The sequence below is a fragment of the Williamsia sp. genome (assembly GCF_016462415.1).
GTDB lineage: Bacteria > Actinomycetota > Actinomycetes > Mycobacteriales > Mycobacteriaceae > Williamsia_A.
Genome location: NZ_JAEMTF010000007.1, coordinates 68,582 through 92,939, shown reverse-complemented (window position 1 = coordinate 92,939; position 24,358 = coordinate 68,582). Strand labels below are relative to the sequence as shown.

Sequence of the window (24,358 nt, the reverse complement as noted above, 5' to 3'; positions counted from 1 at the left end):
TGCGGCAAGTACTTCCGACCACGTCGCGACGACCTGTTTGCGACGGGCGGAGTCGTCGGAGAGGGTGTCGGCCAGACCGAGCCCACGCGCCATGTCGAGGGTGGCCTGCACGAGCCGGTGCACGGCGGGATCGTCGGTGTCGCCGGCGATCGCATGGACGGTCATCCGATGCGCCGCACGGGCGAACTTCCGCTCCAGCGGACGGATCAGATCGCGCAGACCCGGATCCGACGCCGCGGCACTCCACACCTGTAGCGCCGCCTTGAACTGGGTGCCGGTGTAGATGTCGACCGCGCGCGAGACCACGGCCTCCACGCGACCAGGACCCTCGGGCAGCGTCTCGTCCATCACCGACGCACGACCGGTGAGTTCGTCGAACGTCTGCTCCAGCGTCGCCGTGATCAGGCTCTCGCGGGTCGGGAAGTGATGTTGTGCCGCACCGCGGGACACCCCCGCCCGCTCGGCCACCACCGACACCGTCGACGCCGACCACCCCTCGGTGGCCAGCACGTCGATCGTCGCCGAGATCAGCCGTTCTCTCGTTGCGCGCGACCGGTCCTGCTGCGGCGTGCGGGTCGGCGTGGGCGGTCGCCCGGAGTCCCGGAACATCACGTCGCCGCCGGTTCGGTGACAGCCCATCGCGGCGGGCGCTTCTCCAGGAACGCGGTCATGCCCTCACGGGCCTCGTCAGAGGCGAACAGTGCCGCCGACTCCCGGGTCCGATCCGCGGCGAACCGCTCGAACTCGGCCCGGATCTGTGCGGTGGCGACCTTTTTCGACTCCCGCAATCCCTGCGGGGAGCCCTTGCCGATCGCTTCCAGGATGCCGCCGGTGGTCCAGGCCAGCGCGTCGGCGTCGGCCGCGGCGACGGTGATCAACCCCATCGACTCGGCCTCCGCGGCGCCGAAGCGCTCGCCGGTGACGAAGTAGCGTCCGACCGACCGCGAGGTCATCCGCGACAGCAGCGTCAACGAGATCACCGACGGCGCCAGGCCGAGGCGTGCCTCGGTCAGCGCGAAGGTGCTCGACGGCCCTGCGACGGCGATGTCGCAGGCACCGAGTAGCCCGATGCCACCGGCCCGGACGTGCCCGTCGACCCGCGCCACCACCGGCCGCGGCAGCTCCAGGATCGTCCGCATCACCGAGACCATGGCTTTCGCCCCGGCCGCCGACGCCTCCTCCGGCGACATGCCCGAACCCAGCGCCCCGGCGAGATCGGCACCGGCGCAGAACGTGCCGCCGGTGTGCGTGAGCACGACCGATCGCACCGCGGGGTCATTCCCGGCCGTGGCGAGGTGCTCGAGCAACTGCGCGACGAGATCGGCCGAGAGCGCGTTGCGGTTCGACGGCGAGTCGAGCGTGATCGTCGCGACGCCGGCCGAGGACTCGCACGTGACCAGGGTTGTCATGGGTGACACCTTGCCATCAGTGCGACCAGAGACATCAGTAGGACTTGGGCAGGCCGAGGCTGGTCTGCGCCACGAAGTTGAGCACCATCTCGCGGCTCACCGGTGCCACCCGGGCGACGCGGCAGAGGTTGAGCAGCGGAGCGATCCCGTACTCGCTCGACAGACCGTTGCCGCCCATCGACTGCACGGCCTGGTCGACGATCTTCACGCACGCCTCGGCGGCGGCGTACTTGCTCATGTTGGCCGGCTCGGCGGCGCCCCAGTCGTCGCCCGCGTCGTACATGCTGGCGGCCTTCTGCATCATCAGCTTGGCCATCTCCATCTCGATCTTGCCCACCGCCAACGGATGTGCGATCGCCTGGTGCGCGCCGATCGGCGTCTTCCACACGGTGCGGTTGTTGACGTAGTCGACGGCCTTGTTCAGCGCGAAGCGTGCCATGCCGATGGCCGAGGCCGCCGCCATGATCCGTTCCGGGTTGAGACCGGCGAAGAGCTGACCCAATGCCGCGTCGGCCGATCCGACGAGCGCCGTCGACGGCAGGCGGACGTCGTCGAGGAACAGCTGGAACTGCTTCTCGGGGTTGATCAGCTCCATGTCGATCATCTTGTACTCGAAGTTCGGGGTGTCGGTCGGCACGATGAACAACGCCGGCTTGAGCTTGCCGGTCTTCGCGTCCTCGGTGCGGGCGACGATCAGGACCGCGTCGGCCTGGTCGACACCGGAGATCCACACCTTGCGACCGGTGAGCAGCCAGTCGTCACCGTCGCGGCGGGCGGTGGTGGTGATCTGGTGCGAGTTCGACCCGGCCTCGGGCTCGGTGATGCCGAAGGCCATGGTGACGCTGCCGTCGGACAGACCGGGCAACCATTGCTGCTTCTGCTCGTCGGTGCCGAAACGGGCGATGATGTTGCCGCAGATGGCGGGCGAGACCACCATCATCAGCAGCCCGACACCGTTCGCGGCCAACTCCTCCATGACGATCGCGAGCTCATAGATGCCCGCGCCGCCGCCGCCGTACTCCTCGGGGAGGTTGACGCCGAGGAAGCCGAGCTTGCCTGCCTCGGCCCACAGCTCATCGGTCTTCTTGCCGGTGCGGGCGCACTCCATGAAGTACTGCTGGCCGTAGCGCTTGCCCAGTGCGGCCACCGAGGCACGCAGTGCCGCGCGCTCCTCGGTCTCCACGAAGGGGTTCACGGCAGTTTCGGTCGGTCGCTCGGATGTTGCGGTCATGCTGTCTCCTCTGTCGCGCTGTCCCCGGAGGGGTTGTCCTCGGAAGGGGTGTCACTGCTGATGACGGCGAGCACATCGCCCACCGCGAGTTGTTGTCCGGCCACGACGGCCAGTTCGGCCACCACCCCGTCGGCGGGTGCGTGCACCGTGTGTTCCATCTTCATAGCCTCCAGCCACAGCAGCGGCTGGCCTTGCGTCACCTGATCGCCGATCTCGACCGCGATCCGGATGACCGATCCCGGCATGGGCGCGAGCAACGACCCGGGCTTGCCGACCGCGGACGGATCGGTGAACCGTGGCACGTCGCGCAGGGTCACCGACGTCGCATCGGAGTCGACGTAGGTCACCGCACGGTTCTGGGCGTCGACGTACCGGGCGACGGCGAACCGTCGACGGACACCGTCGACCTCGAGGGTCACCGACGACGCCGACGCCCCCACCAGCGTCACCGACGGGTCGTCGGGCAGGTCGACGGAGTCACGGCCGGCGCGGTAGCGCACCGAGATCGCCGCGTCGACGTCGGCGATCGGATCGGAGCCGTCGGGCACGAACTGTGTGGTCTGGTACTGCGAGTGCAGGTTCCGCCATCCCGAGGGGATTCCGCGCTGCACCGTGGCGGCGTCGCGGTTTCTCGCGGCTCCCGATGCCGCCGCGGCCACCGCGGCCAGCCGGACCTCGGACGCGTCGGCCAGCGGTCGCGACAGCACCGGCAGGCCGATCTGGTCGATGAACCCGGTGTCGGTGTCACCGGAGCGGAACACGCTGTGCCGCAGGATGGTGACGAGCAGATCGCGGTTGGTGCCGGGTCCGTGGACCGTCGCCCGCGCCAGTGCGCCGGCGAGCATCGCCGCGGCCCGGGTACGGTCCGGGGCCCAGCTGATGACCTTGGCGAGCATCGGGTCGTAGAACACCGAGATCTCGCTGCCCGCCTCGATCCCGGAGTCGACGCGGATGCCCGGTCGGTCGAGTCGGTCGAACGTCACGTCGGCGGGCAGGTCGATGTCGAAGACGGTGCCCGACTGCGGCGACCAGTTCGCGGCCGGGTCCTCGGCGTAGAGCCGGGCCTCGATGGAGTGGCCGGTGATCGGCGGCGGGGTGTCGCCGAGCGGCTCACCGTCGGCGACCCGGATCTGCCATTCGACGAGGTCGAGACCGGTCGTCGCCTCGGTGACCGGGTGTTCGACCTGCAGACGGGTGTTCATCTCCAGGAAGTAGAAGCGACCGGAACCGTCGGCGAGGAACTCCACCGTGCCGGCGCCGACGTATCCGATGGCCGATGCCGCGTTGCGCGCTGCGTCGAACAGGCGCCTCCGTAGATCACCACCTATGCGCTCGACGAGCGGCGCGGGCGCCTCCTCGATGATCTTCTGGTGCCGACGCTGGATGGAGCACTCCCGCTCCCCCACCGTCCAGACACGGCCGTGCTGATCGGCGAGCACCTGTACCTCGATGTGGTGTCCGCGTTCGACATACGGCTCACAGAACACCGTCGGATCACCGAAGGCGGACTCGGCCTCGCGGGCCGCGGCCGTGACCTCGCTCGCGAGGTCGGCGATGTCGCGGACGATGCGCATGCCGCGTCCGCCACCGCCGGCCGAGGCCTTGATGAGCACGGGCAGGTCCGAGGCGGTCAGCGTGGCCGGGTCGAGGTCGCCGAGGATCGGTACACCCGAGCCGGACATGATCGCCTTGGCGTTGACCTTCGACCCCATCGAGGTGATCGACGACGGCGGCGGGCCGATCCACGCGATACCGGCGTCGATCACCGACTGCGCGAAAGCGGCGTTCTCGGAAAGGAATCCGTATCCGGGGTGGATCGCGTCGGCGCCGGCGGACTTGGCCGCGGCGATGATCGCGTCGGCATCGAGGTAGGTCGCCGCCGACGTCTCACCGGGCAGCCGGACCGCACGGTCGGCCGCCGCGACGTGTGGGGCGGCGGCGTCGGGGTCGGAGAAGACCGCGACGGTGGACAACCCCATCCGCTCACAGGTCGCGAACACACGTCGCGCGATCTCGCCGCGGTTGGCGACGAGGACCGAGGTGATCGACGAATCGTTGTAGGTCACAGTGCCGTTCACATCCGGAAGACGCCGAAGTTGGAGGTGCCCTCGACCGGCGCGGTGTCGATCGCCGAGAGGGTGATGCCCAGGACGGTGCGGGTGTCGCGGGGGTCGATGACCCCGTCGTCGTAGAGCATCCCGGACAGGAACGCGGGCAGCGACTGTTCCTCGATCTGCGCCTCGATCATCGCGCGCATCCCGCGGTCGGCCTCCTCGTCGACGGTTCCGCCGCGGGCCTCGGTGGCCGCCCGCGAAACGAGCGAGATGACGCCGGACAGCTGGGCGGCACCCATGACGGCGGATTTCGCGCTGGGCCAGGCGAACAGGAAGCGGGGGTTGAACGCCCGACCGCACATCCCGTAGTGGCCGGCGCCGTAGCTGGCGCCGATCAGCAGGGAGATGTGCGGGACGGTCGAGTTCGACACCGCGTTGATCATCATCGACCCGTGCTTGATGATGCCGTTCTGCTCGTACTCCTTGCCGACCATGTAGCCGGTGGTGTTGTGCAGGAACAACAACGGGGTGTTGCTGCGGTTGGCGAGCTGGATGAACTGCGTGGCCTTCTGCGACTCGGCGGAGAACAGGACACCCTGGGCGTTGGCCAGGATGCCGACCGGATAGCCGTGGATCCGCGCCCAGCCGGTGCACAGCGATGACCCGTACTCGGCCTTGAACTCGTCGAAGTCGCTGTCGTCGACAACGCGGGCGATGACCTCACGGGGGTCGAACGGGATCTTCAGGTCACCGGGGACGATGCCGATGAGTTCTTCGGTGTCGTACCGGGGTTCGATGGGAGCGGCGAGCGGGCCGGGGCCGACCTTGCGATGGTTGAGCCGCGACACGATGCGGCGGCCGATACGGATCGCGTCCTGCTCGTCGCGCGCGTAGTAGTCGGCGAGCCCGGACTGCCGGGCGTGCATCAACGCACCGCCCAACGACTCGTCGTCGCTCTCCTCACCGGTGGCCATCTTCACCAGCGGCGGACCGCCGAGGAACACCTTGGACTGGTTCTCGATCATCACGGTGTGATCGGACATGCCGGGGACGTAGGCGCCGCCCGCGGTCGAGTTGCCGAAGACCAGTGCGATGGTGGGGATCCCGGCGGCGGACAGCTGGGTGATGTCGCGGAACATCCGCCCACCCGGGATGAAGACGTCTTTCTGGGTGGGCAGGTCGGCGCCGCCGGACTCCACCAGCGAGATGCACGGGAGACGGTTCTCCATCGCGATCTCGTTGGCACGGAACCCCTTGCGCAGGGTCCACGGGTTGGACGTGCCACCGCGGACGGTCGGGTCGTTGGCGACGATCATGCACTCGACACCCTCGACGACACCGATCCCGATGATCATCGAGGCGCCGACCTGGAAGTCCGAGCCGTACGCGGCGAGCGGACACAGTTCCAGGAACGCGCTGTCGGCGTCGATGAGCAACTCGATGCGCTCACGGGCGAGGAGCTTGCCGCGCTCGTGATGACGGGCGACCTTCTTCTCGCCGCCGCCGGCGAGCGCCTTGGTGAACTCGGCGTCGAGCCCGGCCAACTTCTCCTGCATCGTCTGCGCCGCGTCGACGAACTCCGGTGCGGATCGGTCGATCACCGATCGCAGCGCCGTCACGCCTGGTACCCCAACCGCTTTGCCGCCAATCCGGTCAGGATCTCGGTGGTGCCGCCGCCGATGCCCAGGATGCGCATGTCGCGGTACTGGCGTTCGATCTCCGACTCGGCCATGTAGCCCAGTCCGCCGAACAGCTGCACGGCCTTGTTCGCGACCCACTCGCCTGCCTCGACGGACGTGTTCTTCGCGAAGCAGACCTCGGCGATGAGGTCGTCGGTACTGGACACCTTCCGATCGACGACGGCGCGGGTGTAGGTGCGGGCGACGTCGATCCGACGGGCCATCTCGGTGACGCTGTCCTGGACGGACTGCCGCGCGATGAGCGGCTTGCCGAAGGTCTCGCGGGTCCGCACCCACTCGAGGGTGAGGTCGAGGCACCGTTGCGCGCTGGCGTAGGCCTGCGTGGCCAGCCCTGCGCGCTCGGTGACGAAGCCGGCCGCGATCTGCGCGAACCCGGTGTTCTCGGCGCCGACGAGGTTGCCGACCGGGACGCGGGCGTCGACGAAGCTCAGTTCCGCGGTGTCCGAGCAGCGCCAACCCATCTTGTCGAGTTTACGACTGACCGAGAAGCCCGGGGTGTCGGTGTCCACGACGAGCAGGGACACCCCACCGGCACCCGGTCCGCCGGTGCGCACCGCGGTGACGATGAAGTCGGCCCGGACCGCGGAGGTGATGTAGGTCTTGGCGCCGTTGACGATGTAGTGGTCGCCGTCGCGGACCGCCGACGTCGTCAGGTGGCCGACGTCGCTGCCGCCCCCGGGCTCGGTGATCGCGAGGCTGCCGATCTTCTCCCCCGCCAGGGTGGGACGCACCCATCGGTCGATCTGGTCGGCGTCGCCCGCGGCCACGAGGTGCGGCAGCGAGATGCCGTGGGTGAACAGCGACGCGTAGATTCCGCCCGCGGCCCCACGTTCGTGCAGCACCTCGCCTGCGATGGTGGCGTCGATCAGGTCGCCGCCGGATCCTCCGACCGACTCGGGGAATCCGAGGCCGAGCAGACCGAGCTTGGACGCCTCACGATGCAGTTCACGCGGGATGAGTCCGTCACGCTCCCACTCCGCCTGATGCGGCAGGATGTGCCGCTCGACGAATCCACCGACCGTGCTGCGCAGTTCGCGTCGCTCCGGGGTGTTCCACGCGGGTGTGGCAAGACTCATTCAGATGACCTCGAATCGATCGGGGATGTCGACCACGCGGGCGCGCAGCCATTCGCCGAGACCCTTGCCCTGCGGGTCGAAGCGGACGTTGTCGGCGACGCCGCGACCGAGGATGGCCTCGATCACGAAATTGACCGCCAGCAGGTTGGGGAAGCGGTGACGCGTGACGGTGAGATCAGCGGTCTCGGGCAGCAGTTGCGCGAGCAGGTCGACGGTGAGGATCTCGTCGAGCCACTCGAAGTGCTCCGGATCCCGCACCCACACACCGATGTTGGCGCTACCACCCTTGTCGCCACTGCGCGCGCCGGCGATCAGGCCGAGCGGCGCCGGGCTGGTCGGACCCCAGTCGCGCGGCGCGCGGGGCGGCTCGTCGACGAGTGGGGCCAACGGTCCTCGGACCGGGCTCGGCGGGATCAGGGTGACCGTGCCGTCGGGCAGCGTCACGCGGTGTTCGACGGCGTCGGCGGCGACGTACCCCGGCTCGAACACCCCGTACGGGCTGCCCTTGCCGGGAGGAGCCGTCATGCTGAACCCGGGGTAGCTGGCCAGCGCCAACTCCACGGCGGCCGAGGAGAACTCGCGACCGACGGTGTCGGCGTCACGGCTCTTGCCGACGCAGCGGAGCAGCGCCGATGACTGGGCCTCGGTGACGCCGTCGGCGCGGTCGGTGCGCGAGAGCTCCCAGGTGAGTTGCTCGGGTTTGGTCGCCAGCGACGACTCGAACTGTTCGGTGACGAGGCGGGCCTTCTCCTCGACGTCGAGGCCGGTGAGGATCATGGTCACCTCGTTGCGGAACCCCGCGAGGGTGTTGAGCGAGACCTTGACCGACTCCGGCGGGATCTCGCCGCGCACGCCACTGATCTGCACGCGGTCGGTCCCCTGCTGCGCCAACGCGACGGTGTCGAGGCGGGTGGTGACGTCGGGTCCGAGGTAACGCGGACCGGTGATCTCGTACAGCAGTTGCGCGGTGACCGTACCCACGGTCACCGCGCCACCGGTCGCGCGGTGCTTGGTGATGACCGAGCTGCCGTCGGCGGCGATCTCTGCGATGGGGAAGCCCGGCCGGGACAGGTCACCGATCTCGGTGAAGAAAGCGTAGTTGCCGCCGGTGGCCTGGGTGCCGCACTCGATGACGTGGCCGGCGACGACGGCTCCGGCGAGCTGGTCGAGATCCTCGGGTTGCCAACCGAAATGGTGCGCGGCGGGCCCGACCGCGAGCGACGCGTCGGTGATCCGCCCGGTGACGACGACATCGGCGCCGGCGTCGAGGGCGGCCTTGATGCCGAAGGCTCCGAGGTAGGCGTTGGCGGTCAGCGGCTCGCCCAGACCGAGCTCGGGGGCCCGGGAGATGAGGTCGTCACCGTCGACGTAGGCGATGGAGACGTCGACGCCTAGCTCGGCGGCCAGCTCGGTGAGTTTGTCCGCCAACCCCTTCGGGTTCAGACCGCCGGCGTTGGTGACGATGCGGACCTTGCGCTCGACGGCGATGGTCAGGCACTCGCGCATCTGGCGGACGAAGGTCGACGCGTATCCCCGGGCGGGGTCGCGGAGTCGGTCGCGGCCCAGGATGAGCATCGTCAGCTCGGCGAGGTAGTCGCCGGTGAGGTAGTCGAGGTCGCCTCCCTCGAGCATCTCGCGCATGGCGGAGAAGCGGTCGCCGTAGAAGCCGGACGCGTTGCCGACGCGGACGCAGGGAGCGGTGGCGGGAACTGCGGTGGTCATGCGGTGCTCATCTCGGTCGATCGGGGCGCGCGTCCCGGTCCGGGAGGACCGGCGAAACACTGGGCGATGCGGATCCACTGCTCGGCGTCGTCGCCGCGCACGGTCAGGTCGAGGTCGGCGGGTGCGCGACGTTGCGTCACCAGCCGGCAGAAGTCGATGGCCGGTCCGCTCACGCGGTCGGTGGCGTCCTCGGGTCCCCAGGTCCACAACGATCCGTCGGGGGCGGTCAGTTCGACGCGGAACTCGGCGGTCGGCGGGGTCTGGCCGTTGACGATGTAGGCGAAGTCGCGGGTGCGGACGCCGATGTGCGCGACCGCGCGGATGCGCGAGGTGGGCTCGACGGTGACCCCCAGGGTGTCGGCGACGTCGAGTCCGTGGGCCCAGAGCTCCATGATGCGGGCGGTGGCCATCGATGCCGCGGACATCGGCGGACCGAACCAGCTCAGCTTGGTCCCGGACGGGACGGCGACGAGCGCGGTGGCCAGCGCGGCTCGGTTCGTGCGCCAGGTGGCGAGGATGTCGCTCGGCGCGTCCGCGGCGGCCAGTTCGGCGGCGGTGTCGACGAAGCCGGCGGGGTCGGCGGCACCGGTGGTGAGGACGTCGGCGAATGCGTCGGGATCGGCGGCCGAGAGTGTGGCGACCCGGTCGGTCCAGGACAGATGCCCGATCTGATGGGCGATGGTCCAGCCGACCGCGGGCGTGAGTGTGCGCCAGGTGTCCTCGTCGAGGTCGGCGACCAGGGCGTCGAGCGACTCCCCCTCGGCGACCATGTCGGCAACCAGGGACTGCACAGCGGTCATGGCACACAGCGTCACAGGTGCTCCAATAAAAAGCAAGCACGCATGCTTGTTTTGACAGCGGACCCACAGGATCGCCGTGGTCCGGCTCGGATCAGCCGAAGGCGAGGTCTGCGGTGGCGCGGGCCAGCAGTGTGCCGTCGGCCTGTGTCAGCACGGCCGAGACCGACCCGAGCCGCCGACCGATCCGTTCGGGACGGGTGGTGACGATGAGCTCCCCCGCGTCCACCGGCGGCGACCGGAAGAAGTTCACGGCGAAGTCGATCATGGTGTGGTTCTGCCCCGCGGCGGTGTGCTGCTGCCCGGCGAGCGAGCATGCGTGCGCGGTGATCGCCGCGATCACCCCACCGTGCATGGTCCCCAGCGGGTTCGCCATCCACGACTGCGGCGAGCACACGACCGTCGGACCGTCGTCCCCGCCGTGCGTCGTCAACGACAGCAGATCCGCGATCGGCCCGCCTGACAGTCGCCCCTGCACGATCGCGTCCACGATCTGACGCCCGGTCAGGGCGGGGTCGATGCGGGGCGGCAGATCGGTGTCGGTGCCCATGGTGTCCGGGACGGTCGCGCGCTCGCCGGCTCCGGTGTCAGAGGCGTCCCGGCCGCGGGCGAGCAGCTCCGGGTCGAACGTGCGCGCGGTCCGGGCGTTGCGGACCAGCACCGACGCGTACAGCTCGTCGGCCGCGCCGGTGACGTCGACGGTGGTCAGTCCGAACATGTCGTGGCGGTCGCGCAGGGTGGCCGTCGCGGTGAGCAGTCCGTGGGCGGGCACGCGGTCGCCGGTGGTCGCAAAGGCCAGGCGCGCCTGGACGACGCCGAAGTCGGGGCCGGTGCGGACGACGAACGGGCCGCCGCCGACGGTGTCGACCAGGACCGCGTAGGCGCTGAGTTCGATGCGGCCGCGGTGATCGGTGACCGCGGGCCCCATCCGCTGCTGCAGCGTCGCGGTCGGCTCACTCGCTGCGGGTCCGCCGACCCCGAAGGCGGTCAGAGCGTTGCCGTCGATCACCCGGCTGGTCGATGTCATGGCTAAACTCCTATCGCAACGAGCCGGTCAGCAGCGATTCGGGAGGTGGCGAATGAGGGCGAGAACACACTCGGCCGCGTATCTGCCTGCGACCTCCACATTCGCGACGCTCGTGCTGACGGCGGCGTGGTGGCTGACGATGATCGGTCTCACCGAACCGGCGACGCCCCATGCCGGCGCGCTTGCGATCTCGGTCGCCCTCGGCATCGCCGTTGTCTCCGTGGCCGCGCACCCGCACATCCGGTCCGCCTTCACCCACTGGGTTCTGCGCCGCATGTCTTCTGTGCGGCAAGGGCTTCCGTTCGACGTAGCCCATAGATGGCGCGTCGTCGCCCGTTCGGTGTCCGGACCACGGACCTACGACGTCGCACTCCTGCGCATGTCGCTCCCGCGTGCACCGGGTGGGGATCCGACCACCGCCTGACCTCGGCTTTCGCTGCGTCGGGCGGTTCTTCGTGACCCCGCCCGCCACACACCGAAAGTCGCGCCATGCTCTCGATACATCAGCTCTGCCTGTCCACCGACGACACCGACCTCATCACCGATCTGACGCTGCAGCTCCCTCCCGGCGAGTGCCTTGCCGTCGTCGGCCCGAACGGCTCGGGTAAATCCACCCTGCTCCGGACCATCGCCGGACTCCGCAGGCCCGACTCGGGCGATGTCCGCGTCGGCGAACTCGTCGCCGATGACAGCGACCCTGCGTTCCGCGCAGCCGTGTCGGTCGAACTCGGTGACGACGCCACCTTCGCCGAATTGACCGTCCTCGAACATCTGCGCCTGATCACCGCTGCACACGAGATCGACGCCGAGCGCGCCCGCGAGATACTCGCCGATTCCGGGATCGGCGATCTGGCCGACCGATTCCCGCACACGTTGTCGACCGGTCAGCGGCAGCGATTCACGCTGTGCGCGGTATTCATTCGCCCCGGCGAACTGATCGTCATCGACGAACCGGAGTCCGGTCTCGACACCGACGGCCGCGGGTGGGTCGCGGATCGGATCGGCCGAGCGACCACGGCCGGCGCGTCGGTCGTGATCGCGACCCACAGCCCCGAACTCGTGACGCAGTGCGCCGATCAGACGGTGACGGTGGGGCGATGAAATTCGACACCGACGACCTGCCCGGAGTGGTCATGACGGTTGCCGTGGTCGGCGGACTGGGGTGGTACTTCCTGCAACCCGAACGCGTGGCCGGCGTCGTGGGCGTCGTATCGGGTCTGGGTTCGCCGACCCCGGTTCTCGTCGGGTGGACCGTTGCGCTGTGCGTGCTGATCGTCGGCACCGCGCTGTGGTGGTGGGGACCGATACGGGTCTCGCGTGCCGAGGCGATGTGGCAGCTGTCCGGCCCCGCCGATCGCGGCCCGGTGCTGCGTGCGCGGCGCGTGCGTGCGTCGATGACCGCCCTCATGGGTTGCCTCGTGCTGGCGGTGGTCGCATCGATCCTGGACTGGGCGAGTGCGCCGGTTCTGCTGGGTACGGGCGGACTGTGCGCCGTCGGCCTGATGGTCGTGACCAGTTGGCGTCAACACCGTGCCGCCGAAGCTCTTTTCGAGCATCCGGGTAGCGGATCGCTGTGGCCGGTCGAACGGCTGCACCGCGACGTCGTCGCCCCGGATGACGGATTCGTCGCCGCCGCACGCCTGGCCGTGGTGACGATGGATCTCGGATGGCTCAGTACGGCACGTGTGGTCCGGTGGGAGCGCGGGAACACCCGGTCGCACAGTCGCGTCCTCCCCCTGGGGCGTGCCCGCGCGTGCCTGACCGCCGATCTCGCCCGACTGCGCCGTCGCCCAGGGGATCTCATCGTGTTCGTGGTGGTCGTCGCCGTCGGACTCGCTGTGTCGCAGACGCTGTACCTCACGTCGATCGCCCCCGCCGTTGCTGTCGTACTCGCGTATCGCGCGGGCTGCGCGGTGTCCGGCGGGCTGCGCCGACTCACCGAGGAGCCGGCCCTGCGTCGCGCGCTCGGTGGATCCCGTCTCGTCGTCACCGCGGTTCACAGCGTCGTCCCCGTCGGCGCAGTGCTGCTCTGGTGCGTGGTCGCCTCGCTCACCTGGCACCTGTCCGTGGTCGCGATGCTTGTCGTCGTGGTCGGGGCGGCAATCGCGGTCATACGCCGCGCCACTCGTCCGGACCTGCCGTTCGATGCGCCGTTGTACATCACCGGTCAGGGCGGTGCGACGCAACCGCTCCTCCTGCTCGCGATGGCCCGTGGTCCGGCCGCCGTGGTGCTCACCGGGTTGATCGCATCTCTCATCGGGTGACCCCCCCGATAGTCAGCAGTCTTTCCCGCTCAGCGGGAAAGACTGCTGACTATGGAGCTCTCGGAACCGATGGGGTGGTCGCCACGTCGGATGCACGATGAACGCGCAACTCCGAACCCTGCTGGCCGGTCACGACGGCGTGGTCACGCGCAGCCAGGCCCTCGACGTGGGACTGAGCAGCTCCGCCATCGGGCGGCTCGTGGACAGCGGTACGTGGACTCGCGTCGGCAACGGCGTCTACTTCGCGACCGACCGCGACATGTCGCATCGCGCCCGAATGCGAATCGCCTGCGCTAGAGCCGGCACCCGTTCGGTTCTGTCCGGCGCGTCGGCGGCGTGGTGGCACCGGATCGAACCGCGGCCTCCGCGGACGATCACCGTCACCACCCCACGGACACGCCATGCGACGGAGCTGCCCGGCATGCAGATCCTGCTCCGCGACCTGCGGTCGGAGGACGTCGTGGAGCGGGCGAACCTCCGGGTGACGTCCGTACCGCTCACCGTCCTCGACGCGGCGGCGGTCACTGGCAGCAAGGTGCTCGACTCCGCGCTGCTTCGGGGCCAGGTGTCGCTCGAACAGCTCATCGCGGCCCACCGCCGCTACCCGGGACGCCGCGGGGCCACGGCTTCGGAGCGGATGTTGAACGCCGCCGCGAGTGGCGCACGGTCGGAAGCGGAGCGAATCCTCGTCCGATTGCTGCGGGGATCCGGGATCAGCGGCTGGGTCGCCAACCAGACGGTGTGTGGTTATCCGGTCGACGTCATGTTCGCCGAGCAGAAGGTGATCGTCGAGATCGACGGGATGGCGTTCCACTCCGATGCCGAGGCGTTCCAACACGATCGGACGCGCCAGAACGTGTTGGTCGCCAACGGGTGGACGATCCTCCGCTTCACCTGGGCCGACTTGACCGACCGTCCGCACCACGTGGTGGCCCAGATTCGCGCGATCGTCAGCAGAGTTTCCCGGTGAGCGGGAAACTCTGCTGACTATCTCCCGTGACCGGCGACAGCGTCGTGAATCTCGTCGAGGGTGTACGGCGGGGTGTCGACATGGTCGCGGTAGGCGATCAGGGACAGCTCCGGCTCGGCGTAGCGGCCGATGAAGTTGCCTGCCGCGCTGAACACGGACCCGGTGACGTCGGCGGCGAGGTCGGAGACGAGATAGGCGTAGATCGCGGCGACGTGGTCGACCGAGCCCGGATCTGCTGCGGCGGCGTGCATCCCGGGGTCGAGGACACCGCGATCACGCAGACCGTCGATGTGGGCCTGATACTCGTCGCCGGTCGACAGCCGGGTCTTCGCGCCGGGCATCACCACGTTCACCCGGACGCCGCTCGACCGTAGCTCGGCGGCGACGGCCAGGGCGAGGGCATTGACGCCACCCTTGGCCGCGGGGTACCCGGTTCCACCGAAGATGCCCAGCGACGCAGCCGATCCCGTCAGGACGATCGACCCCGAGCCCTGTGCGACGAACACCTCCGCGGCGGCGCGGGCGACCTCGAACGCGCTCGTCAGGTGGGCGCCGATCTGTTCGGCGAACTCCTCGGAGTCGATGGTCAGGATGGTCGATCCGCCGGGCTCGGCGACGCCTGCACAGTTGATGGCGGCGTCGAGCCGACCGAAATCCTCACGTGCGGCGTCGACCATGGCGTAGGCGATCCCGGGGGTGGCCAGGGAGCCGAGCACACCGGACGCCCGACCTCCAGCGGTGGTGATCTCGGCGACCGCGGCATCGAGCACGTCGGCGTCCCGACCGTTCAGCACGACGGCGGCGCCCTCGGCAGCCAGTCGGTACGCCACCGCTAGACCGATCCCGCGGCTCGAACCGCCGATCAGCGCGACCTTCCCCGACAGCGGGAGTCCGCTCACCGGTGCGACCGCGCCGCGTCCCGCACGTGGGTCGGATCCGAGGACGAAGCGATCGACTTCGCCCACCCGTAGTCCGGCTTGCCACTGGGGGTCCGCGTCACCGCGTCGACCACCCAGTACGTGCGCGGCACCTTGTAGCCGGCCAGACGGGTGCGAAGGTGGGACTCGATGGCCTCGAAGTCCGGCGAGCCGGCCACCGCGACCACCGCCGCGACACCCTGGCCGAACCGTTCGTCGGCGACCGCGATCACGATGGCGTCGACGACTGCGGGATGCGACTTGAGCTCACCTTCGACCTCCTCGACGAAGACCTTCTCGCCACCGGTGTTCACCACCTGCGAGCCCCTGCCGAGCAGGGTGATCGCACCGTCGGCCTCCAACCGGGCACGGTCGCCGCTCACGACCATCCGGACGCCGTCGTGCTCACGGAAGATCGTTGCCGACTTGGCCTCGTCCTTGTAGTAGCCGATGGGAAGGTAGCCGGTCTTGGCGAACCACCCCTCCCCCGGCTCGGTCAGCGGCGCACCGTCGTCGTCGATCACCGTCGCCCCACGACCGGCCGGTACCCGGGGGCCGCCGGCGTGATCGGCGGTCGCGAAGGCGGTGTCGGCGGCCGAGTACACCCGGATCCCGCCGAAGCCCGTCTCCGACGACCCGATCGAGTCGCTGATGGCCACGGTGGGGGCCAGACCCAGCAGACGTGCCTTGAGCGCCGGGGAGAACAACGCCGCGCCGGAACTCACGGCCAGCAGGCTGGAGACGTCGACCGCCCGACCGGCCGCGACGCGTTCCTCGAGTTCGTCGATCAGCGGACGTCCCATCGCATCCCCGGTGATCACCATGATCGCGGGGCGGCAGGTCTCGACGACCTCCCACACACGGGCGGCGTCGAACCGCGGTTCGAAGAGGACGGTGTTGCCGGAGAAGAGTGCACCCAGGGTCGGCATGAGTCCCGAGACGTGGATCAACGGCGGCAGCATGAGAAAGCGCATGGGGTCGGCACTCTCACCCGCGCGGGCCGATTGTGCGTACTCGTCGGCCATCAGTTCGCCGGAGTAGAAGTCGATTCCACCACCGAGGACACGCCACATGTCGGCCTGCCGCCACATCACACCCTTGGGCGCGCCGGTCGTGCCGCCGGTGTACATCAGGAACAGATCGTCGTCGGCGCGCGTCGCGAAGTCCCGCTCGGCCGAACAACCCGACAGCGTCTCATCGAACCGCTCGTCGACGACGATGACCGGGTGCCCGGTCGCCGCGCGGGCGGCGTCGGCGTATCGGGGTTGGGTGAGCACGGCGACGACATCGGCGTCGTCGTAGACGTAGGCCAGCTCGTCGCGGACATATCGGTAGTTGACGTTGACCGGCACGGCCCGGAGCTTGAACGTCGCGAGGAACCCCGCGAGCGTGTCGACGGCGTTGTGCATGTGGATGGCCACATGCGAACCGCCGCGGACACCGTGGTCGATCAGAAGGTGCGCCAACCGATTCGACCGCTGCTCCAGCTCGCGATAGGTGAACTCGGAACCGGACCCACCGTCGATGACCGCCACCCGGTCGGGCACGGCATCGACGGCGTGCTCGAACAGATCGGCCAGGTTCTGCGCCACGACAACGCTCCTTCAGGTCAGACGGGTGAGATGGACAGGGGTATCACCGAGTTGGGGATTCCGCGGTCGGCGAAGGAGAACGTCGAGCCGCCGCTGAAGCGGACGATGGCGACCTCCTTGCGTTCTCGTTGCTCGGCGCCCCAACTGATGTCGACGGTCAGGAACCCGTCGTCGACGCGGGCTGCGGTGATCACCCAGTGCGGGTTCACCGCGGTCGCGATCGCCTGGATCGGCAGGAGATGGTCGGGGTCGACATGGACGATCCAGCTGTCGTCGGCGACCGCGTCACTGCCCTGTGGGATCCGTACCGAGACCACCGCGTCGGTCCCCTCACCCTCGGCGATCACCCCGAGACCGACGTACTGTTCCGGCCCGAGCGCGGGATGCAGCGACAGCACACGCGCCAGACCCGCTGCGTCGTCGGCGATCCCGAGTGCAGCGGTGATCCGCTCGGCGGTGAGACCGGCGATACCGGTCATCGCCTTGATCACCAGTTCGCGGGCGTGGTCGTCGGAGGTGCGACGCGACACGGCGCCCATGAAGCCCATCACCAGCAGTTGGTGTTGCACCGCCACCTCTTCCGCGGTGCGCACCAGTGTGCTGTGCGCCCAGTCGCGGAACTGCAGGTCGTCGAGCAGGTCGCCGGAATAGTCGTTCCACCCCTTCTCGGAGTGGTCGATCGGCGACAACGCGATGTCGGCGGCACGCGTGGCGAACATCGCGTGGGTGTACTCGGGCAGTTCCAGTTCATCGCGATCGGGCTCGATGGTCACGAGCCATTCACAGTGCGGGGTGCGGTTCTCCGGGCGACGGGGCGGACGGTGGACCGGCCGGATCCGGGCACGCCGGTTGGTCGCGATGGCGGTCGCGTCGAACGTCGGGTCCTCGATGTCATGACACATCGCGGTCACGTAGTCCTCACCCATCGGCTCCACGTCCATCAGTGCGCCGCAGTGGTCGAGCACGAAACTCCCGTGGTATTCGTCGGTCACCGAGTAGCGGAAGTCCATGAACTGCGGTGGGGCACCGATGTCGAGTTGCAGACACTTGAACATGTCCACCACACCGTCACCGTCGACGCCCATCGCACGGCGCATCCGCGCGGTGTAGACGGGGCTCGCGGCCATCCACTCCTCGATGGCCACCTGGGCCATCACATCGCGACCGAAGTCGCCGATGATGTGCGCCATCGCGCTGCGATCGATCAGCTGACCCGCCAACAACAACTCGGGCACGAGAACGGCCAGCTCTTCCTGCGACAGTTCGGAATACGACACGTCAGGCAGTCCTCACCACATCGGTACGGGGGTCTTGCCGAGCGGGTACCAGCCCGGTAGCCGCTCTTTCGCGTTGGCGACGCGGTTCATGCGTGCACTCATGCCGTCGGTGAGGACACCGTCGGTGATCATCTCCATGAACAGGGCGACGACGTTGCCGTAGTCGAAGAAGTCGCGCTGCCACGTGAACTGGAAGTCGCCGCCGTACTTGAACCAGCTGCCCTGGATACCCTCGAGTGCGTAGCGGGTGCCGTCGGCGCGGGTCGCGTCGAAGACCTGCTTCCACAGGCCGAGCATGTCACCGGTCTTCTCGTCGATCACCCACGACTGGTACGGATACGTCCACCCGTCGAGACCGTCCATCTCGTAGCCGATGGCGAAGTCCCGGATCTCGTCCCGACCGACGGCCATGAAGTCGTCCTTGGGGCCGTAGTTCCAGCCGTAGGTGGCGTCGGGCGTGTAGAACTCGGCGAGGTTGCGCCAGTCGCCGGCCTTCTCACCGTCGACGTTGGCCTGGAGCCAACGCTCGACCATCTCGTCGAGTTCGGATCGATCAAAAGCCATGGGAAACAGACCTTTCTAGTCTTCGATGATGCGCAGAGCCTGCGTGGGGCAGTACTGGACGGCGCGCTCGACATCGTCGCGGTCGCTGTCGGCGGGACGCGCCTGCCGCAGCTCGACATGATCGCGGAACGCCTCGAACACCTCGGGCGCCTCCATCTCGCAGACCCCGTGGCCCTGACAGAGGTCCAGGTCGATCTCGATCCTCACCGTGTGCGCCTCCGATACGTGACCCGGCACGGCTGCTGGAGCTGCACCACCATCTTCGAGTGGTCGTTGCGATAGGACTCCGACGGCTGCGCCATCTCGAACTCGTAGTTCTGCAGCAGCACCGAGAAGATGGCCTTGAGCTGCATGATCGCGAATTGCGCACCGACACAACGATGTCGGCCGGCACCGAACGGAATCCACGTCCAGCGGTTGGCGATGTCCTCCTGACGTGGCTTCTGATACCGATCCGGGTCGAACTCGTCGGGGTTCGGGAAGTCCTCGGGTAGACGGTTGGAGATGGCGGGCGAGACGGCGATCGACTGTCCGGCGGCGATCTCGACATCCTCGATGTGGATGTCGTTCTGCACCACCCGCATGAGGATGATCAGCGGCGGATGCAGGCGCAGCGCCTCTTTCAGCGCGGCCTCGACCTTCGGCATCTGCCGGGTGTGGGCGAACGTGTACTCCGGTCGCTCGCCGGCGGGGGTGTCGCCGTAGATCTCGTCGAGCTCGGAGACCACCTGACCCATGTAGTCGGGATGACGGAGAAGCTCGATGAGTGTCCACGCGGCGGTGCCCGAGGTGGTGTGGTGCCCTGCGAACATCATCGAGATGAACATGCCGGTGATGGTGTTGGAGTCGAAGCCCACCGACACCAACACGTCCATCAGATCGCGATCCTCCTTGCTCTCCGGAGGATTCGCGATCCGGTCGTTCATGACCCCCTGGATGAACTCCTGGAGTTCCTTACGCGACTCGTCGCGTTTGCGGAAGCTCTCGATGTCGGCGTTGTAGTCGACATAGGCGATCGGGTCGGTGCCCTTCTCCAGGTCGTGGAAGAGGTGGGCGATGTGGCCGTTCAACTGCTCGCGGAACTTTCGGCCGATCAGGCAGGCCGACGAGGTGTAGAGGGTGAGCTCGGCGAAGAACTCGAGCAGGTCGATCTCGCCCGCGTCACCCCAGTCGGCGATGATGCGCTCGACCTCGTTGGGGATCGTGATGGCGTGCTGCTTCATGTGCTGCGCCTTGAGCGCCGAGTTGTGGATGGCCTGCGACCGCTCCTCGGGACTCGCGTCGAACACGACACCCTCACCGAAGATCGGCGTCATGAACGGGTAGGCGGCGGCCTGGTCGAGGTCCTCCTCCGGCGCCCGGAAGAACTCCTCGTTCGCGGTGGCCCCGGTGACCAGGACCACCTCGCGGTCGGCGAGCTGGAAGGTCCCGACGTCGCCGCACTCCTCGCGGATCCGCCAGAACAGACCGATGGGATCGGACGCCAGCTCGTCGAGATGGCCGTGTTCGCCCTCGCCGCCGGATACGCGTGCGGGTTTGGTCAGGGTCATTCGGTGTCTCCTTGTCGGGGCTTGGCAACGATCGGCGCCTCGGCCTCGACTTCGACCAGGCGCATGTGCGAGCCGCGCGGCATCGTCACGATGGTGGTGATGGCGGTTGCGAGGTGGACCGGCTTGAGGAAGAACCCGTGGCGGGCGAACCCGAAGGTCACCCAGTCGTTGAGCATCGCGGCGGCGGTCTCGGCATCGAAGTTCGTGCCCATCCCCGTCATGGTCTGCCCGGGTCGCACGAGGCTCGCGCGCACGCCGGTGCCCTCCAGTTCCTGGCGGGCCACCAGGGCCAATGCCTCGACGCCTGCCTTGGCCGCGGCGTAGGCACCCATGTGCGGTCGCGGGTCGGCGGCGACGTCGGAACTGATGAAGACGAAATCGCCACGGCGACGGTCGATCATCTCCGGGACGATCCGGCGATACAGTCGCTGCGCACCGAGCAGGTGGATGGTGACCTGGTTCGCGAACTCCTCGTCGGACATCTCGAAGGTTCGGCCCGGCCAGAGATCGCCCGCGCCGGACACGACGACCTCGAGCGCTCCCAATTCGGCCTCGGCCTTGGTGATGCACTCGTCGATCGAGGTGGCGTCGGTGATGTCGAGCGGCACCGCGATCGCTTCCCCGCCTGCGGCGATGATCTCCTCGACGAACTCCTGCGACTTCTCGACGCGGCGGGCGCCGAGCGCGACGGGATGTCCTGCGGCGGCGAGCATCACACCGGTGGCCGCACCGATACCCGACGATCCTCCCGCGATGAGAACCGGCCGTCGATCGGGGTGCCCGGGATAGCGCGGCATCTAACGCGCCGTCACGGTCATCGGGAGGTTCGCGAACCCACGGACGTTGACCGAGTGCACGCGCACCGCGCGATCGAGGTCCAGCTCGATCGCCGAGGCCGACCGCACGATCTCGGCCAGCGCCACGTTGGCCTCCAACCGTGCGAGGTGGGCGCCGAGGCAGAAGTGCGTTCCCAGACCGAAACTCGTCAGAGCCTGCGAGCTGTCACGACCGATCTGATACGAGTCCGGGTCGTCGAACACATCGTCATCGCGGTTGGCCGACCCCAGGAGCAGCAGAACGCGTTGCCCCGCCGGGATGGTGTACCCGCCGTACTCCACATCCTCGAGAACACGGCGGAGCACGATCTGCGTCGAGTTGTCGTATCGCAGGGTCTCCTCGGTCCATGCCGGGGTCGCCTCGGGATCGGCGAACACCTTCGCGAACTCGTCCGGGTTGACGTACCCCCAGTAGACCGCGTTCGCGAGGAGCTTCGTGGTGGTCTCGTTGCCGGCGACGATCATCAGGATCAGGAATCCGATGATCTCGTCGGAGGTCAACCGCGTCGGTTCGCCGGTGGCCTCGTCGGTGATCTCGGCGTCGATGAGGACCGAGACCATGTCCGTTCCGGGGTTCTTCCGTCGATCCTCGATCAGGTCCGAGTAGTACTGCGCCAGTGCGAAGTACGCATCGACCGCCGCCGGCGGGACGTCGTAGACCCCCTCGTCACGATGGATCAGGTCGTCCGAGAGCTGCCGCAGCCGAGCCCGGTCGGCCTGGGGTACCACCAACAGCTCCGACACCACGTCCATCGGCAGCAGACCTGCGAAGTCCGAGACGTAGTCGAACTCCCCCTTCTCCAGACACTGATCCCAGTGCTGATGGGTCAGTGCGGTGATGCGTTCGGTGAGCTGGTTGACCCGGTTCGGCGTGAAGCCCTTCGACACCAGCTTGCGGATGCGCATGTGCTTCGGATCGTCCAGCGCGAGAAAGGACATCGACAGGTGTGCGTCCGGGCCATAGGCGGCGGGATCCATCGAGACGCCCCAGCTGTTCGACAACCGCGGGGTGTCACGGAACGCGGCCCGGACGTCGGCGTGCTTGGAGAACGCCCAGAAGTCCTTCTCCGCGTTGTAGTACACCGGCGCCTCGTCGCGAAGACGGGCGTAGGTGGGATAGGGATCCTCGTGGAAGGCGTAGTCGTACGGGTCGAACGGGACCCGGCTCTCCATACCGGCGGTCTCGGTGCCGGTGGTCACGAGAGATCCTCCAGCAGGAGCTTGGCGGCGTCACCCAGCCGGTCGGCCATGTCGGAGTAGGAGCCGTAGCCCATACCCGCGCGCACCAACGCGCCGGAGTACAGCATCTCGAGCATCTCGATGCGACGGTCATCGGAGTCCATCGGCACGCCGAGCGCGGTCGCCAGTCGCTCCCGGATGAAGCCGCCGACCCGCAGGCGCAGGTGCTCGACGTCGGGGTCGGTGCCGAGCAGGGCAACCGTCACCGCGCCGGCGAGCTGGTCCTCTCCGGCGACCACGAGCGCGACGTGGCGCAGCACGTCGGCGGCACGCGCCGCGGGTGGCGACGACGGGTCCGGCTCGGGCACCGAGTTGACCAGCATGCGCCAGAACAGCTCGGCCACGATGTGGTTCTTCGAGCTGAAGTAGGTGTACGCGGTCGCAGGCGCCACGCCGGCACGTTTGGCGACCGAGCGGATCGTCATCCCCTCGAAACCGTCCTCGCCCAACACCTCCCGCGCCGCCTCGGTGAGCTTGGCGACGGTCTCGGCCTGCTGATTCGTCAGCCGCCGACGCGTGGACTCGTGGAACGTGGGGCCGGATTCACCGAATGCGGGGGTGGACATGACGGTCACGTTACATTAGCTTTGAACGCGAGTCCAGACACGTGTCCAGATAGGAGTTCGATTCATGGTCCAGCCCGAGGTCGAGGTACGGAAGCTCCATCCGGCGGTGAGTTCGGACCTCCTGATCGACGGGGAGCTGCGGCCCGGATCCGGTGGCACCTTCGAGATCGTCAACCCGGCGACCGAGGAGGTCATCGGCCTCGCCGCCGACGGCACGGCCGCCGACATGGACGCTGCCATCGCCGCCGCGCGAACGGCTTTCGACACCACCTCGTGGTCACGCGACCACGCGTTCCGCGCTCGGTGCCTGCGTCAGCTCCGAGATGCGTTGCAGGGCCACATCGAGGAGCTGCGCGAGATCACCATCGCCGAGGTCGGGGCGCCCGCCTTCCTCACCACGGGGCCGCAACTGGAGGGCCCGATCGCCGACCTCGGGTACTGCGCCGATCTCGCCGAGAGCTTCGCGTGGGTGACCGACCTCGGTCGCGCCGAACCCATGGGCATCCCCAACCAGCGGATCATCAAACGCGAGGCCGTCGGGGTCGTCGGCGCGATCACCCCGTGGAACTTCCCGCACCAGATCAACTTCGCGAAGATCGGACCCGCGCTGGCGGCCGGCTGCACCGTCGTGCTCAAGCCCGCCCCCGACACCCCCTGGTGTGCGGCCCTGGTCGGCACGGTCATCGCCACCGAGACCGACATCCCCGCCGGGGTGATCAACATCGTCACCTCCAGCGACCACTCCGTCGGCGCCCAGCTGTCGACCGATCCCCGCGTCGACATCGTCTCGTTCACCGGTTCCACTGCCACCGGCAAGGCCGTGATGACCGCCGCCGCGGACAGTCTCAAGAAGGTCTTCCTCGAGCTCGGAGGCAAGTCGGCGTTCATCGTCCTCGACGACGCCGACCTGAAGGCAGCCTGCTCGATGGCCGGGTTCAGTGTCGTCACCCACGCCGGTCAGGGCTGCGCCATCACCACCCGGCTGTTGGTCCCCCGCGAGCGGTACGACGACGCCATCCGCTACACCCGGAAGTCCATGGCCGGCCTCGAGGCCGGCGACCCGACCGACCCGGGCACCATCTGCGGCCCGGTCATCTCAGCGGTGCAGCGCGATCGGGTGGAGTCCTACATCGCGCTCGCCGAGGAGGAGGGCGGGACCATCGAGATCGGTGGTGGCCGACCGGCGAAGCATCCGAAGGGCTTCTTCGTCGAACCCACCCTCATCTCCGGTCTCGACAACTCCGCGCGCGCGGCGCAGGAGGAGATCTTCGGACCCGTGCTCGTGATCATCCCGCACGACGGCGACGACGACGCGATCCGCATCGCCAACGACTCCCCCTACGGCTTGTCCGGTGCGGTGTGGGGCACCGACCCCGACCGGATTGCCCACGTCGTGGACGGCGTCCGCACCGGGACCATGAGCGTCAACGGCGGTATCTGGTACGGGGCAGACGTCCCCTTCGGCGGTTACAAGCAGTCCGGTATCGGACGTGAGATGGGCGCGCTCGGCTTCGAGGAATACCTCGAGACCAAGGCCGTCGCCACGCCGGCCTGACCCTCCCACTCC

At 68.4% G+C, this 24,358-nt stretch carries 23 protein-coding genes; 5 read left to right on the top strand and 18 right to left on the bottom strand.

The genetic code is table 11. The annotated features are described in order from the left end of the window. From JHC79_RS03290 to JHC79_RS03250, 9 genes are all read right to left on the bottom strand, one after another. Positions 1 to 609: TetR/AcrR family transcriptional regulator (locus tag JHC79_RS03290; protein WP_296388445.1), on the bottom strand; the 609-nt coding region annotated here is incomplete at its 3' end. Then, the gene (locus JHC79_RS03285) at positions 609 to 1,409 is read right to left on the bottom strand and encodes an enoyl-CoA hydratase family protein (protein ID WP_296388439.1); all 801 of its coding nucleotides are present in this window, start codon (positions 1,407 to 1,409) and stop codon (positions 609 to 611) included. The genes JHC79_RS03290 and JHC79_RS03285, both read right to left, overlap by 1 nt. A 34-nt stretch (positions 1,410 to 1,443) precedes the next feature. Further along, positions 1,444 to 2,640 (bottom strand): acyl-CoA dehydrogenase family protein, encoded by a 1,197-nt coding sequence (locus JHC79_RS03280; protein ID WP_296388438.1) that lies wholly within the window; start codon positions 2,638 to 2,640, stop codon positions 1,444 to 1,446. Continuing rightward, on the bottom strand, positions 2,637 to 4,706 hold the full coding sequence (locus JHC79_RS03275; protein WP_296388437.1) for a biotin carboxylase N-terminal domain-containing protein: 2,070 nt from the start codon (positions 4,704 to 4,706) through the stop codon (positions 2,637 to 2,639). The genes JHC79_RS03280 and JHC79_RS03275 overlap by 4 nt, the downstream gene beginning before the upstream one ends. Before the next feature lie 8 nt (positions 4,707 to 4,714). Beyond that, positions 4,715 to 6,313 (bottom strand): acyl-CoA carboxylase subunit beta, encoded by a 1,599-nt coding sequence (locus JHC79_RS03270; RefSeq protein WP_296388436.1) that lies wholly within the window; start codon positions 6,311 to 6,313, stop codon positions 4,715 to 4,717. Then, positions 6,310 to 7,470: an acyl-CoA dehydrogenase family protein gene (locus JHC79_RS03265; RefSeq protein ID WP_296388435.1), complete on the bottom strand. Its 1,161-nt coding sequence runs from the start codon at positions 7,468 to 7,470 to the stop codon at positions 6,310 to 6,312. The genes JHC79_RS03270 and JHC79_RS03265 overlap by 4 nt, the downstream gene beginning before the upstream one ends. Beyond that, a complete protein-coding gene (locus tag JHC79_RS03260; protein ID WP_296388434.1) occupies positions 7,471 to 9,192 on the bottom strand; it encodes an acyclic terpene utilization AtuA family protein in 1,722 nt (573 codons plus the stop codon). It abuts the gene before it with no gap. Then, entirely contained in the window at positions 9,189 to 9,992 is an 804-nt protein-coding gene (locus JHC79_RS03255; protein WP_296388433.1) for a TIGR03084 family metal-binding protein, read from the bottom strand. Before JHC79_RS03255 ends, JHC79_RS03260 begins: the two co-directional genes overlap by 4 nt. Positions 9,993 to 10,083: 91 nt before the next feature. Continuing rightward, positions 10,084 to 11,016, bottom strand: coding sequence for a PaaI family thioesterase (locus JHC79_RS03250; protein ID WP_296388432.1), 933 nt, complete (start codon positions 11,014 to 11,016; stop codon positions 10,084 to 10,086). A 52-nt stretch (positions 11,017 to 11,068) separates the two neighbouring features. Here JHC79_RS03250 and JHC79_RS03245 point away from each other — a divergent pair, with 52 nt between their 5' ends. The 4 genes from JHC79_RS03245 (at position 11,069) to JHC79_RS03230 (ending at position 14,250) form a co-directional block, all read left to right on the top strand. Next, entirely contained in the window at positions 11,069 to 11,440 is a 372-nt protein-coding gene (locus JHC79_RS03245; protein WP_296388431.1) for a hypothetical protein, read from the top strand. A gap of 65 nt (positions 11,441 to 11,505) precedes the next feature. Beyond that, positions 11,506 to 12,117 carry an ABC transporter ATP-binding protein gene (locus tag JHC79_RS03240; protein ID WP_296388430.1) on the top strand — a complete coding sequence of 204 codons (612 nt, stop codon included), beginning with the start codon at positions 11,506 to 11,508 and terminating at the stop codon, positions 12,115 to 12,117. Then, complete coding sequence (locus JHC79_RS03235) at positions 12,114 to 13,280, top strand: DUF6297 family protein (RefSeq protein ID WP_296388429.1); 1,167 nt, start codon at positions 12,114 to 12,116, stop codon at positions 13,278 to 13,280. Before JHC79_RS03240 ends, JHC79_RS03235 begins: the two co-directional genes overlap by 4 nt. A gap of 97 nt (positions 13,281 to 13,377) precedes the next feature. Then, positions 13,378 to 14,250 (top strand): DUF559 domain-containing protein, encoded by an 873-nt coding sequence (locus JHC79_RS03230; protein ID WP_296388428.1) that lies wholly within the window; start codon positions 13,378 to 13,380, stop codon positions 14,248 to 14,250. Between the two features lie 17 nt (positions 14,251 to 14,267). On the opposite strand, the gene JHC79_RS03225 is transcribed toward JHC79_RS03230, so the two are convergent. Genes JHC79_RS03225 through JHC79_RS03185 form a run of 9 tightly spaced genes read right to left on the bottom strand, consistent with a single transcriptional unit; the run spans position 14,268 to position 22,791 of the window. After that, on the bottom strand, positions 14,268 to 15,149 hold the full coding sequence (locus JHC79_RS03225; protein WP_296388427.1) for an SDR family NAD(P)-dependent oxidoreductase: 882 nt from the start codon (positions 15,147 to 15,149) through the stop codon (positions 14,268 to 14,270). Then, positions 15,146 to 16,759, bottom strand: a complete 1,614-nt coding sequence (locus JHC79_RS03220) for an AMP-binding protein (RefSeq protein ID WP_296388426.1) — start codon at positions 16,757 to 16,759, stop codon at positions 15,146 to 15,148. The genes JHC79_RS03225 and JHC79_RS03220 overlap by 4 nt, the downstream gene beginning before the upstream one ends. 17 nt (positions 16,760 to 16,776) lie before the next feature. Next, entirely contained in the window at positions 16,777 to 18,036 is a 1,260-nt protein-coding gene (locus JHC79_RS03215) for a hypothetical protein (RefSeq protein ID WP_296388425.1), read from the bottom strand. Between the two features lie 12 nt (positions 18,037 to 18,048). After that, positions 18,049 to 18,600 carry a nuclear transport factor 2 family protein gene (locus JHC79_RS03210; protein ID WP_296388424.1) on the bottom strand — a complete coding sequence of 184 codons (552 nt, stop codon included), beginning with the start codon at positions 18,598 to 18,600 and terminating at the stop codon, positions 18,049 to 18,051. A 15-nt stretch (positions 18,601 to 18,615) separates the two neighbouring features. Next, complete coding sequence (locus tag JHC79_RS03205; RefSeq protein ID WP_296388423.1) at positions 18,616 to 18,807, bottom strand: ferredoxin; 192 nt, start codon at positions 18,805 to 18,807, stop codon at positions 18,616 to 18,618. Beyond that, positions 18,804 to 20,150, bottom strand: a complete 1,347-nt coding sequence (locus tag JHC79_RS03200; protein WP_296388422.1) for a cytochrome P450 — start codon at positions 20,148 to 20,150, stop codon at positions 18,804 to 18,806. Before JHC79_RS03200 ends, JHC79_RS03205 begins: the two co-directional genes overlap by 4 nt. After that, positions 20,147 to 20,947, bottom strand: coding sequence for an SDR family oxidoreductase (locus tag JHC79_RS03195; protein WP_296388421.1), 801 nt, complete (start codon positions 20,945 to 20,947; stop codon positions 20,147 to 20,149). Before JHC79_RS03195 ends, JHC79_RS03200 begins: the two co-directional genes overlap by 4 nt. Then, positions 20,948 to 22,159: a cytochrome P450 gene (locus tag JHC79_RS03190; protein WP_296388444.1), complete on the bottom strand. Its 1,212-nt coding sequence runs from the start codon at positions 22,157 to 22,159 to the stop codon at positions 20,948 to 20,950. Between the two features lie 23 nt (positions 22,160 to 22,182). After that, positions 22,183 to 22,791, bottom strand: coding sequence for a TetR/AcrR family transcriptional regulator (locus JHC79_RS03185; protein ID WP_296388420.1), 609 nt, complete (start codon positions 22,789 to 22,791; stop codon positions 22,183 to 22,185). Between the two features lie 64 nt (positions 22,792 to 22,855). Between JHC79_RS03185 and JHC79_RS03180 the strand changes: the two genes are divergently transcribed. Next, on the top strand, positions 22,856 to 24,346 hold the full coding sequence (locus tag JHC79_RS03180; protein ID WP_296388419.1) for an aldehyde dehydrogenase: 1,491 nt from the start codon (positions 22,856 to 22,858) through the stop codon (positions 24,344 to 24,346). Positions 24,347 to 24,358: the final 12 nt, after the last annotated feature.